Annotated in this window: 10 protein-coding genes and 1 pseudogene; 8 read left to right on the plus strand and 3 right to left on the minus strand. The window is 51.4% G+C overall.

Annotation, left to right across the window (positions count from 1 at the left end):
- Positions 1 to 179: 179 nt before the first annotated feature.
- Positions 180 to 1,162 (plus strand): annotated as a pseudogene (locus tag AC13DE_RS13375) (IS3 family transposase); the annotation flags it as partial.
- Positions 1,163 to 1,190: 28 nt separating this feature from the next.
- Here the strand turns inward: AC13DE_RS13375 and AC13DE_RS13380 are convergent.
- A complete protein-coding gene (locus tag AC13DE_RS13380; RefSeq protein ID WP_483048102.1) occupies positions 1,191 to 2,117 on the minus strand; it encodes a glycosyltransferase in 927 nt (308 codons plus the stop codon).
- 91 nt (positions 2,118 to 2,208) lie between these two features.
- On the opposite strand from AC13DE_RS13380, the gene AC13DE_RS13385 reads away from it, so the two are divergent.
- Genes AC13DE_RS13385 through AC13DE_RS13400 form a run of 4 tightly spaced genes read left to right on the plus strand, consistent with a single transcriptional unit; the run spans position 2,209 to position 5,960 of the window.
- Positions 2,209 to 3,549 carry a KpsE/RkpR family capsule polysaccharide export protein gene (locus tag AC13DE_RS13385; RefSeq protein WP_483048103.1) on the plus strand — a complete coding sequence of 447 codons (1,341 nt, stop codon included), beginning with the start codon at positions 2,209 to 2,211 and terminating at the stop codon, positions 3,547 to 3,549.
- Between the two features lie 4 nt (positions 3,550 to 3,553).
- A complete protein-coding gene (locus AC13DE_RS13390) occupies positions 3,554 to 4,210 on the plus strand; it encodes an ABC transporter ATP-binding protein (RefSeq protein ID WP_483048104.1) in 657 nt (218 codons plus the stop codon).
- Positions 4,211 to 4,230: 20 nt separating this feature from the next.
- On the plus strand, positions 4,231 to 5,154 hold the full coding sequence (locus AC13DE_RS13395) for a sulfotransferase (RefSeq protein ID WP_483048105.1): 924 nt from the start codon (positions 4,231 to 4,233) through the stop codon (positions 5,152 to 5,154).
- Between the two features lie 32 nt (positions 5,155 to 5,186).
- Entirely contained in the window at positions 5,187 to 5,960 is a 774-nt protein-coding gene (locus tag AC13DE_RS13400; RefSeq protein WP_483048106.1) for an ABC transporter permease, read from the plus strand.
- Between the two features lie 34 nt (positions 5,961 to 5,994).
- Here the strand turns inward: AC13DE_RS13400 and AC13DE_RS13405 are convergent, their stop codons facing one another.
- Together AC13DE_RS13405 and AC13DE_RS13410 are read right to left on the minus strand one after the other, a co-directional pair.
- The gene (locus AC13DE_RS13405) at positions 5,995 to 8,487 is read right to left on the minus strand and encodes a calcium-binding protein (RefSeq protein ID WP_483048107.1); all 2,493 of its coding nucleotides are present in this window, start codon (positions 8,485 to 8,487) and stop codon (positions 5,995 to 5,997) included.
- Positions 8,488 to 8,608: 121 nt separating this feature from the next.
- Entirely contained in the window at positions 8,609 to 10,003 is a 1,395-nt protein-coding gene (locus AC13DE_RS13410) for a DUF2793 domain-containing protein (protein ID WP_483048108.1), read from the minus strand.
- Positions 10,004 to 10,146: 143 nt separating this feature from the next.
- Between AC13DE_RS13410 and AC13DE_RS13415 the strand changes: the two genes are divergently transcribed.
- The 3 genes from AC13DE_RS13415 (at position 10,147) to idi (ending at position 12,432) form a co-directional block, all read left to right on the plus strand.
- The gene (locus AC13DE_RS13415) at positions 10,147 to 10,920 is read left to right on the plus strand and encodes an enoyl-CoA hydratase-related protein (RefSeq protein ID WP_483048109.1); all 774 of its coding nucleotides are present in this window, start codon (positions 10,147 to 10,149) and stop codon (positions 10,918 to 10,920) included.
- 41 nt (positions 10,921 to 10,961) lie between these two features.
- Complete coding sequence (locus AC13DE_RS13420) at positions 10,962 to 11,258, plus strand: CoA transferase (protein ID WP_483048110.1); 297 nt, start codon at positions 10,962 to 10,964, stop codon at positions 11,256 to 11,258.
- Between the two features lie 649 nt (positions 11,259 to 11,907).
- Positions 11,908 to 12,432: an isopentenyl-diphosphate Delta-isomerase gene (idi, locus tag AC13DE_RS13425; protein ID WP_483048111.1), complete on the plus strand. Its 525-nt coding sequence runs from the start codon at positions 11,908 to 11,910 to the stop codon at positions 12,430 to 12,432.
- Positions 12,433 to 12,440 lie beyond the last annotated feature (8 nt).

The raw sequence follows: 12,440 nt of genomic DNA on the forward strand, positions 1-12,440 counted from the left end.
GTCGGCGCAGAAAAAATGGCGAAAGCTCGACGGGCAAAATCGCCTGCCCGAGATCATCCAAGGGATTGAGTTCCGAGACGGGATCCGCCAACTTCAAACCGCCGCCTGATCAGGCGTCACCAACTTTTGCCAATATCTCCACTTGGATGGCCAAATTCTCGAAGCCGCAGCGCGTGAGCGATCAGGAGGCTGAGGTCAGGCGGCTCAAGAAGGAGCTGGCCCGCGTGACGGAGGAGCGGAACATCCTAAAAAAAGCGGCGGCGTACTTCGCGAAGGATGCAAGGTAAAGTACGCCTTCATTGCCGCCAATCAGGATCAGTTTAGTACCCGACCGATGTGCGGGATGCTGGGCGTTCATCCAAGCGGCTTCTATGCATGGGTTAAAGAACCGTTAAGCCAGCGTGCGTTGGAGGATGAACGTCAAACCAAGCTGGTCAAAGACGGCTGGAACGAGAGTGGCAAGATTTACGGCTATCGCAAAATCTATGACGACCTGATCGACATGGGAGAGGCCGTCTCAGAGAACCGTGTTGCGCGTTTAGCCCGTCTTGCAGGCATTCGAGCGCAGATTGGTTACAAGAAGAAGCCCGGCGTCTATGGCGGCAAGCCATCTATCGTCGTGGACAACACATTGGATCTGCAGTTCGCCATCGATGCGCCAGATCGAGTTTGGGTAACGGACATCACCTATCTACAGACGCATGAGGGCTTTGCGTATCTTTGCGTGGTCATCGACCTGTTCTCAAGACGTGTCGTCGGTTGGGCTATCCAGTCACGACAAACCTCGGAACTCGCAGTTCAGGCTTTGCTCATGGCGATCTGGCGACGCAAGCCCGGTCCAGGTTTGTTGATTCACTCTGATCAGGGCGCACAATTCACAAGTCGTGAATGGGCCGCGTTCCTGCGCGAACACAATCTGGAGCACTCGATGAGCCGCCGGGGCAATTGCCAAGACAACGCAATGGCCGAGAGTTTCTTTCAGCTCCTGAAGCGAGAAAAGGTCCGACGCCGGAAATATCGGACACGTGACGAAGCACGGCGAGACGTCTTTGAATACATCGAGCTGTTCTACAACCCGAAGCGCAAGCACACGAACAACGGCATGCTGTCGCCCGTTGACTTCGAACAAAGACAGCTCAAACTAGAAAATGCAGGTGTCTAGGAAAGTAGGGGCACCTCACTGATCTGGTTTATATTCTTCCGCACCATGACATTGCTTGGAGTATGTAGTCACCGGTGCGCGTTTGTCGATGTATACCGAGACGCCGTAGTGCACTGCAAGAAAGTGGTCCCCGGCGCTTGCGAAACTCAACAAATTTATCAAGTAAAGTGAGATTACTCTCGTCTAGGAACGGCGAAATATGACCTAAAAAATTTACGTTTCGGTCTATCCAATCAGAATAATGGCGTCGGTAAATTAACTTCGCTCTCCTAACCACGTTGGACCTGGATGCGCCGAGCACATTATTCGAATGCTGCCGATAAAAAACCCCGGGTTTTTCGTCATGAATAATGTCAAATCCAATGCCGGTAACCGCAAGATAAATACACCAATCGTGGAAGGGCAAATCCAGTTCTCTTGTTAGAGCAAAAACAGTTTGAAGGTAACATGAGATAGCCGGAGGCATTACCAGGATGTTTCCTCGTAAAACGTTTTGAACAAGAGCATTTCCAAAATCATACGAGCGATGATGAAGCGGTGAGACACCAACTGGTTTCCCGATAGAATTGATATAAACGCAACGGCCCGCATATATTTGAGCACCGGTTCCACGTCCGATCATCTCAATAGCACGGTGCAGCTTGTGCGGCATCCAAATGTCATCCTGATCTGCAAATGCAATCCAGGATCCTGCAAGTTCGGGTCGAATCAGCAATGACAGAAAATTTTGCGCGCAACCTTTTTGCGGGCCGTGAAATAAGCGAATATACCGCTCAGGATTATCCGATATTACGTCCGATACTATCCGCAACGTGGCATCGCTTGACCCGTCATCGCTGATCCAGAGGCTCCACTTGCGGTAGGTTTGATTCAGAATGGAGTTCAACTGTTCAGATATCCAAGCCTCACCATCCTTGGTACACAGCAATATGTGGATATGCGGTAGTAAAGGCATTATGTTAACCAATTTGATTAGGTGACATCCGCAAAATATGCGCACTGGAATTAACATTATGTGAGTGAACATTTGAAATGGTACATCTACCATGAATAAAAAACACTCAACATTGACCGGTGCAAATGTCACGCATACAATCCGCAAGGTCCAAAAAATTCGCGAACGCGAAGAGGCATTGAAGCGCGTCCGCGAGCAGCGGATGTTGACAAAGCCTGGGGCTTTGCACCCAACAGAAAAACAAGGGCAGGTTCTCCCTCTTCCGACGCAACCAATTCGCGCCGCCCCAGAACCTGTGGCACCCCCCGCACTACGCGCACGAATTAAATTACGCCATCGCCTTGTTTTTATTAGTTTTTTCGCATGGGTTGCGGTACCTAATCTTTTTTCAGCCTGGTATCTGTGGGAACGCGCAGCTGATCGATTTATATCGGTTGCAGGATTCTCTGTTCACACAGAAGATGTTAGCTCTGCCGTGGAAATGCTGGGAGGTATTGCAAAACTTTCTGGTTCGGGTTCTTCAGACGAAGATATCCTTCAAAAATTTATTCAAAGCCCCGAGATCGTGGAGAAAGTCGATGCAGCAATAGACCTCCGTCAGATATGGGCGAAGGGCGAGCCGGATAAAGACCCTATATTCAGCTATCACCCGCCCGGCACCATCGAGGATTTGACTGATTTTTGGAGCCGGATGGTTACAGTCTACAAAGACAGCAGTACGGGTCTGATTGACCTTGAAGTACAAGCATTTAATCCTGCCGATGCCCGAGCCATCGCATTGGCAATTTCCCATGAAAGTTCCGATTTAATTAACAGACTGTCGGATATTGCCCATGATGATACCACACGCAATGCAAGAGAGGAGCTAAGGTCTGCTACAAAACATCTGAATGTGGCTCGTGATGCTGTTTCTCAGTTCCGTAACAAGCATCAAATCATTTATCCGGATGCTCCATTGCAAATTCAAAGTGGCGTACTCACTACGCTGGAAACAGCTCTAGCTGACGTATTGGTCGAAATTGATATGCTAAAGCAGATTACGACTGCAAATGACCCTCGATACAAGCAAGCGACGCGGCGGCGAGCAATAATAGAGAAGAGGCTCGTACAGGAACGGTTAAAACTTGGGGCCGGAAATAGAGCGACCAGGAATCCTGGTGTTTTTGCCGACATCGTAGGAGAGTACGAAAATCTAACTGTTGGTTTACAGATTGCGGAGCAGGCATATGCCTTGGCGCTAGCGGCATATAACAGTGCTTTATCTGAATCACGTCGAAAAACAAGATACCTGGCAACTCATATCAACCCAACACTACCGGAGGCATCGCTGGTTCCGAATCGGCCGATGTGGCTGGCCTTTACGGTTACATTCAGCCTGGTGACCTGGTCGATCATGGTATCGCTTGGTTACTCTATAAGGGACAGACGTTGAGTTCATGATAACGCTTAAAGACATGACCAAATATTTTTATTTGCGGGGTCATAAAAAGGTAATCGCGGAAAGCGTCAATGTTATTTTCCCCACCGGTGCGTCTGTGGGCTTGCTGGGCCGAAATGGGGCCGGAAAGTCGACATTACTTAAGCTTATGGCCGGTACCTCCAAGCCCACCTCCGGCAAGATAATACGGCAAGGAACGATCTCTTATCCTGTTGGATTCTCAGGTTCGTTTCATCCGGACCTGACCGGAACACAAAATACACGATTTATCGCAAGGATTTATGGTGCTGATACGGACGCATTAGTTGATTATGTTCAAGATTTTACAGAGCTAGGATCGCAATTTCACGCGCCATATAGGTCTTACTCATCTGGTATGAGATCCCGCTTAGCCTTCGGCGTTTCGATGGGCCTGAAATTCAACACGTATTTGATTGACGAAATTACCGCTGTCGGTGACGCGGCATTTAAAAGAAAAAGCCGGGAAGTGTTTAACGAGCGCATGAAAGTGGCGGGCTTCGTTTTCGTCAGTCACTCCGACGAGCTTGTTCGCCAGATGTGCACCGCGGGTGCGGTAATCGAGAGGGGGGAGCTAAGATATTTTGACGATGTTAACGAAGCAATAGAGCTTCACAAGTACAACATGCAAGCGTGAAACATGCAGAAAGAAGTTTCGTGAAAGACAAACAGTTTCCTGACGATGTTAAAATGTTGTTCTGCATTGGTGCTCAAAAAGCCGGGACAACATGGCTTTTCCACCTTCTTCGCCAAAGCAAGCACATTCACTTCACGAAAAACAAAGAGCTGCATTACTTTGACGTTATCTATGGCAAAGCAAACCAATTGCATGAAGCGAGGATTAACGCGGTAAAAATGTTGGCACATAAGCTCGGCAACGAAATTGGCGCGTACAACGACAATCATCTAGACGCCCTGATAGATTTGTCGCAATTACTAAGAATATACTCCAACCATGATGGTGACCACCAAGCCTATGTTTCCTACTTATTAAATGACCATTCTGATCAAGACGTAATTGCGGATATTACACCGGCGTATGCGATACTTGATCGCGCCGGATTCACAGAAATGGGGCGCATCGGTTGTGCCAAGTTCATCTTCATACTGCGTGATCCAGTGGATCGAATGTGGTCTCAAATCCGTATGGCAGTCGGGTCCCAAAACCATCAAGCCGAATCATTCCAACACGCTTGTGAGCAACGAGCCAGGCAGTTGATTGCAATCAATCGTTTAGCCAACATCGAGCGCGGGAATTATCAACGAACCATTGAGGAGCTGGAATCAGCAATACCCTTGGACCGCATTAAATACATTTTTTATGAAAACTTGTTCTCAGAGAACACTATTTTTGACATTTGCGAATTTATCGGTGTGCCTGCTCTTTTTGCTCAGTTTGAAACGCGCCAAAATGTCGGTATCGAAGCCGTACTTCCCGAAGACTTGAGACTAGAGTTTAAACAAGCTCTGCAACCACAGTATACTTATTGCCGTGAAAAATTTGGGGCCACCCTTCCACCGTCATGGTGCAAAGCGCTTGAACCCTGCCTTTCGTTCAAAGCCGATGCGATAAACTCGTGAAAGATGCTCCGTAAATTGGAAACGTGAATGCCATGATTACATTAAGCTTGGCCACAACACGCGTTATCTCAGCGCTTATGCTACGCGAAATGTCCACTATGTATGGCCGGTCGCGGGGTGGTTATATCTGGGCGTTGGCTGAGCCCGTCTTGGGTATAGTATTACTTTCGGTGATATTCTCTATCGGGTTCCGCACCCCGCAGTTAGGTACAAACTTTCCGATGTTTTATGCGACTGGGCTTATTCCATTTCTGACATTTAATGACGTCAGCACCAAGGTTGCGCAGTCAATAAATTATTCACGCCAATTGCTTACCTATCCCTGCGTCACTTTTGTAGATGCCATCGTTGCCCGTTTTCTCTTGAACTTCACTACCCAGCTTGTAATTGGGTTCGTTGTTCTGGTTGGCATAACCTCTGTATTTGAAACCCACACTTCCATGGAAGCGGGTCCTATTCTGCTTGCTATTGCAATGGTAAGTGTTCTTGCGCTTGGTGTCGGTACATTAAATTGCTTCTTACTTTCATACTTTCCGGTATGGCAAAGAATCTACGGCATAATCACGCGGCCGTTATTGCTTGTTTCCGCTGTCATATTCACGTTAGAAACTGTGCCGCAACCCTACCGTGATTGGCTTTGGTTCAACCCGCTTGTGCATGTAATAGGCAGTCTTCGCGCGGGTTTTTATAACAGCTATGACGCCGTATATGTATCGCCAATTTATGTTTTTTCAGTCTCATTAGGGCTTATTCTATCTGGTCAACTTCTGTTACACCGCTACCACAACGATTTATTGGAGCTCTAAAAATCTTGAGTTAGCTGATCAACACCGCTTACACTCATGAAATGTCAAAATCTCCATCGAACGTGCTAATCGCTTCGACATTCAATATACTGAGGCTATTACCGTTACCGAAATCCAACGTAATGTATTCGGTTTGTGCTTCTCTCACATAGGTATCAAGTTGAGACGCTGAAATTGCCCCTCCTCCCCATAACCCTGATTCCAAGACCAGCTTATCAATTCCATCCTGAAAATTTAGTATCGTGTCATTGCCAACGCCATAAATGAAACGATCGGCGCCAATTCCCCCTGCCAAGATATCGTCGCCTGCGCCACCGTCCAATACATCGTGGCCTGCGTTACCCTTTAACAAATCGTTGCCTGCACCCCCGATCAGGACGTCCGACCCGTTATCGCCTTGCAATGTGTCACGACCAGATCCGCCGTTCAACGTGTCGTTGTTTATACCACCCGCCAGCCTGTCGTTTCCGCCGTCGCCTTCCATCTTATCCGCTCCAGCGTTCCCAAAAAGCTGGTCATTACCTCCGCCGCCGAACAAAGCATCACTGCCAGCGCTGCCTCGCAATTGATCTTCGCCTGTTCCTCCCCATAGGCTGTCGGCGTTCAGACCACCCGTTAGACGGTCGTTGCCTGCGTCGCCATAAAGCTTATCTGCGCCATTATTGCCCGATAGAATATCATCGCCATCCCCTCCGCCTGCAGCGTCGAACCCGTCGCCTGCAACAATCACGTCATCCCCCGCGCTCCCGCGGATCGTGTCCCAGCCTATTCCGCCCCATATGCGATCGGCACCTTCCCCGCCTTCGGCTACGTCATTACCGGCATTGCCGTAAATCGCGTCATCGCCTGCCCCGCCCTTGATCAGATCACCGCCGCCGCCGCCCGAAAGCTCGTCATTGTCCTCACGACCCTCAATTAAATCGTCTGCGTCCCCGCCCGACAGTATATCTGCCTGCGGAGTTCCAATTAGGGAGAGAGGGGCAGCAGCAGCGGGTGCAGTGTAAGAGTCCGGCTGATCCGGCAGCACCCAGTCAGGCATGAACCGCGATTGGCCGACAAGATCAAGTGTTTGTATCTGATCAGTGGTCAAGGGGCTGCCATCCGCAGTTTTCAGCTCCAGTGTCTCAGCACCGAATGAAATGACACCCCCATCGGCTGTGCTTTGAAATGCAACCTGTGAATTACTGCGCAAGAACGACCAGCCCGAAAGATCTATCCGGTCTTTGTTGAGGTCGAAGTCGGTAATGGTATCAATCGTGCCATCATTGCTAAGCACAAACAGGTCTCGTCCCTCACCCCCGGTCAGTACGTCGACCCCGGCACCGTCGCGAATTATATCATCACCCGCTTGCCCTACGATCTCATCATTGCCGGTTCCACCGTATAGATAGTCATCACCTGTAGCGCCATTCAACAGATCCGCAGCAGTCGTCCCGCCGATGATGGGACCTCTTGATGCGATATCGAGGGTAAACACGCTCAATCCAGCCTCGGCACCCGACGCTACTGCAAGATGCAGTGCAGAGCCCTGTAACGTTAAGCTAAGCGCCGAAACCCCGCTCATCGTTGTTCCTGTTCCATCGGCAATCGAGGTCAAGTGAAGCAAGCGGCCATCTTCAAGCAGCTCGAAAATTGAAACGCCGTCATCCCCGCCCGCTGCTGCCACATACCCCCGGCCATTATAACTGGCGGTGTCGATCGTGTGCACGCCATCAAAGCGGGTGTCGCGTGTGTCGATTATGTGATCTGTCAATCGCAACGATCCGTCAGACCCTAATCGCACGACGCTTAAAGTTGAACTATCAGCCGCAGCCATCACTCCAAAGGATTGCCCGCCGACTTCGACAAATGCGGTCGCCGTTGGGGATGCGATCCCGATACCATCCTCGCTTGAGATTCGGGAAACTTCTCGTGGTCGACCGTCTGACCCGACCGACATTGAGATCAAGGCGTTATCCGCATCTGACGCCACCAGCAAGAAAGGTGCCCCCCCGGCATAGGCCACCGTCATCCCGGTTAATGCTGACTGCGACGCATCACCAGGATCGCCCCCTTCTATCACAGAGGCCTCGCCGGCACCGTCCATCTGCCAAACGCCTACCGTATCTGACCCACGTGTGATCCCATACATGAACGTCAGCCCATTCACCTCGATAGAGGCGGTCGCGAGCAGTTGAGCGGGCAATGGTGCACCAGTAACTTCGGAAACAGCAAGAAACGTGCCATCGTCCGCGATACCGATCTGCGTAAGAGCGGCGTTTTCCGCACCAGTGAGATACAGCTTGCCATCCACGAATTTAAGCGTGTTTTCCGTCCCCACCTGGGCCTGCCCGGCAATCGGGCGACTGTCGAGGAACATCAATCCGCCGTCAGCTTCAATCCGATAGGCCAGAAGGTCCCCGCCGCCGTAGCGAGATGTCGTATACAGAACTGACCCGAGCGACGATTCAGCAACGACGATGTCAGTAACGCCGGTTAGAAACTGATCCGTACGTTCGGGTAACGTGCCCTGATGGTCAAATTCCATCAATGTCATTCCTTTATTTCCAGTTCAGAAATGACATTGAGGCAAAAGAATTAACGCGCGCTTCCAGTTTTAGGGTAAAACCAATGCGTCTGTGAACAATCTAATTCAATCGTGAACATTCTCACGCATATTGCCCTCCCGTCTGGGTCGTGCCTGCCATATCGCCCGGCAGAGTATTCCCACCAGCAACAATGACACCGTTGGTCGAGAGATCGTATCGCTTACCCGTCGCATTTCCGGTAAAACCCTGTCCGGAAATTCGCGCGACACTTCCTTCTGAACAGTTGATGTATGCGTCGCTGAATGATGGGATGTCTTGCAGTGTGACGGGTTGAGCTGATCCATCGTACAGTCCGCCTTCGGAGACACGCAGGTGATAGGCAGCACCTCCCTTGATTGCATAACCGCCCCCAAGAACGACCCGGCCACCTGCAATGTCCATATGTCCGCCTGCGGGCCCGAAAGTTACCTCATCAAGAATAACCTCGCCATGTCTTGCAACGGTTACCACGGCGTCTGCGGTACTCGAATTTTGCAGTCGCACCCGCCGTAACAACACTTGACCTGACGATACGACGATTGCCCTCTCGGTCGCTTCGATCGTTGCTGCGTCCGGGTCGGCGCTGTTTCCCTGAATAATTAACTTACCACCGCCTATTAATCCCGTTCCAACACTTAAAACCTCTGCCAAAGCATAGGTGCCCGGCGCAATCTCAATGGTAATATCGTGGCCTCCGGTATCTAGACCAAGAGCCGCGGCCAGTGCTCTGGACAATGACGCGAACGCATCCGAGGCTTGCCCCATCCCGCTTCCGGTGTCACTGCCTTGTATGGCATCGACAAAGAAGCTGCGCGGCCCGGTCAGCACCTCGCGCCAGCCTGCCACGCCTGTTGTAACCTGTCCCGTTGCTCCATCGACCCGCAATGCTTCTGTCCAGACCACGCCGTCACTGCTGACCTTCAATGCGAAGTCGTCATCATTCACCAATCCAAGCTCAGCCCGCCCGCTAAACCCGGTTTGAAATACCAGACTGGCTGTATCGGCTGCGGTCGCTTTGTTAACCTTGACCTGATGACTTGCCCCGGCGTTGTTCAAAAGTACCGCATCCGAAGACACGACCATCCGATTATACGCATCGTAGTCCGCCCCTATTCCCAGACCCTCAACGTTGCCCAGCCTACGTGCTTTCCACACCGACCCGTCAAACACCACCTCGTTGTTCTTTCCCGCCACCTGCGCGACCCATCCCTTTTTCGGTACGATAAATCGCCAAGCAGCGTCGCTGAATACCGCGATGTTTTGGTCCTGCCCTGCCCAGGCAGCTTGGCCATTTTCAGCAACCAGATAACTGCCCCCTTCTTCGGGCGTGGCCGGGGGCGAATTCTGATCATGAGTCAGCACCACAAGCTGAACAATGGCATCCAGCAACCGTAACGCTTCATTATGGGTGACATGCTTTTGGGCTTGCGAGGGCTGTATGTAGGGCATCTTTAAAATGGGCGAGGTATCGGTCACAATCTGGCTCCGTCAGTTGGTTATCCGCAAATTCCGAAGCTGAGCCAAAGGAGTTAACCACCTGTTATAACGCCGGTCGATCATCTGGCGTTTGCCTGGGCCTCCAATCAATGCTTTGCTGCCGGCAAACAGGAGACCCCAAAATGACGCACGGCCTGAAAATAGAAACCTCGGATCAAATCACCACGATTACGCTCGACGACCCCGGTACACTGAACGCATTGACACCAACGTTGGCAAAAGCGCTTGCGGATGCTCTGACCAGCGCTGAAACAAGCAGCCGCGTGGTGATACTGACCGGATCATCGCGTGCATTTTGCTCGGGTGCAAATTTACAAGGTGACGGGGATAGCAATTTGCAGAACTCTGATGCGGGTTCTGCACTGGATCACGCATACAACCCGCTTATGTTGACCATTCGCAATCTGAACATACCGCTGATTACCGCCATTTCTGGTCCCGCCGCGGGTATTGGTGCCTCGATCGCAATGGCGGGTGATATCGTTATTGCGGGACAAAACAGTTATTTTCTCGAAGCTTTCTGTCATATCGGTTTGGTACCCGATGGCGGCGCGACTTGGATGCTGGTGCAGAATGTGGGCCGCGTGCGTGCCGCCGAACTTGCCTTGTTGGGGGAAAAACTCCCGGCGCAGCAAGCATTTGACTGGGGAATGATAACACGGGTTGTAGAAGACGCTGCCGTTATGTCCACCGCGCAAGAATATGCGAAACGCCTTGCCAAGGGTCCGACCCATGCGTTGGGGCTGATGCGCAAGCTGCTATGGGCCGCGGGCGATGCCAGTTTTGAAACTCAGCTCGCCGCAGAAAGTAGCGCCCAAAGCGCCGCGGGCCGGCATCCGCACTTTGCAGAAGGTGTAGCGGCCTTTCTTGAAAAGCGAAAAGCGAATTTTGACTGAGGAAATATTCATGGCCGGCCCCTGAGTGGGGTTACGCAGCATTGGATATCTTGCTGCGGTCTCGCACACGCATCGCTGTCGGCCTGAAATCGGAAAAGGGCATATCGGCGTTACGTGACCTGATCGCGACCGCTGATCGGTTGGTGCAAGGGTTCCGACAGGACGTGATGGCACGGTTAGGCTCAGGCCCCGATGATGTGGTGTGCATTGACCCCAACCATTTCTATGGCCGAATGACAGGATGTGGCCAGACAGGGCCTTATGCGCAGAGGGCCAGCCACGATATAAATGACATCGCGCTCAGCAGGGCATTGCATGCTTTTGGCCGCAAAAGGTGAAAATCCTACTCCACTGATAGGAAAGTTGGATTCCGAGGTGCATTTTTGTAACGTCGCTGAAACCAAGGACGAAAAATTTCGGCTCTATTGGGGCAATAGAATCACGGGTCTATGTTCAACTGCTTGCCGTTGCAGAACATGCAGACGCTAAGGAAGTCTACCCTCAAATCGATCCCCGGCATCGGGATTTGATGCGAGAGAAGCTTGCAGCAGTCATTATGATAAACACCCGTGCTGATTGCGGTGCACTTATGGTCGGTAAGGACGCTTGCTATGCTCCGGTCCTGTCTCTGTCCGAAGCCTCGGAGCATATACAGGATCTGTTACGCAATACGTTCGTGCGGTATGACGACGTTATCCAATCAGCCCCTATTCAACATTGTTCATGCGCGTGCCTGTCATGTCTGACGGCTATATTCATGCGGCGCAGATCGGGCTGGTGTCGGATACGATGAAGGCCGGATACAATGCACCCTTGCCGATGGAAGCTTATCTTAGGGTAAATAGGCACATGCGTATACTATATCAGCGGCTGACATTTCGGCCTTAAGCGGGTACAATGGCTTTACCGAGGGTAGCCTGACCATCCACCTGAATCAGGGTCGATGATGTGACGTATCTGCCAAAAGCATAAAAAAGGCACAGCTCTATGACGGTATTGATCCCCGCTTGGGTAAACGAAGCGCTTACCCCCGTAGAAAAGCTAGAGGTTCACCAGCGCGGCCTGCGACATAAAGCGGTTTCTGTGTTCGTGATGCGAAACAATGAAACTCTAATCCAACGGCGCGCGTTGGAAAAGTATCACACACCCGGCCTTTGGGCCAACGCGTGTTGCACCCATCCTCATTGGGACGAACCCGCACTGGCGACCGCCCAGCGGCGACTGCAAGAAGAGCTCGGGATTATCGGTCTGCACCTACATCACCGCGATAGGGTCGAATATCGCGCCGATGTGGGCGGCGGTTTGATCGAACACGAACTGGTCGATATTTATGTGGGCGAAGCAACCGCCTTGACGGCCATCGTGCCCGACCCGACCGAGGTAATGGAAACTGCTTGGGTGGATCTGGATGATCTGGCCCGCCAGACTCGTGAACACCCCGAGCGTTTCACACCTTGGCTTCGAATTTACCTCGACGAACATATGAAAAGTATTTTTACGTCTGCTATCTGAAATCAGCG

This window comes from Sulfitobacter sp. L-8 (assembly GCF_056859255.1).

Bases quoted from the DNA above. Each gene is read 5' to 3' on its own strand.
- AC13DE_RS13380 (WP_483048102.1), bottom strand. From the start codon at position 2,117: ATGCCTTTACTACCGCATATCCACATATTGCTGTGTACCAAGGATGGT.
- AC13DE_RS13385 (WP_483048103.1), top strand. From the start codon at position 2,209: ATGAATAAAAAACACTCAACATTGACCGGTGCAAATGTCACGCATACA.
- AC13DE_RS13390 (WP_483048104.1), top strand. From the start codon at position 3,554: ATGATAACGCTTAAAGACATGACCAAATATTTTTATTTGCGGGGTCAT.
- AC13DE_RS13400 (WP_483048106.1), top strand. From the start codon at position 5,187: ATGATTACATTAAGCTTGGCCACAACACGCGTTATCTCAGCGCTTATG.
- AC13DE_RS13405 (WP_483048107.1), bottom strand. From the start codon at position 8,487: ATGGAATTTGACCATCAGGGCACGTTACCCGAACGTACGGATCAGTTT.
- AC13DE_RS13415 (WP_483048109.1), top strand. From the start codon at position 10,147: ATGACGCACGGCCTGAAAATAGAAACCTCGGATCAAATCACCACGATT.
- idi (WP_483048111.1), top strand. From the start codon at position 11,908: ATGACGGTATTGATCCCCGCTTGGGTAAACGAAGCGCTTACCCCCGTA.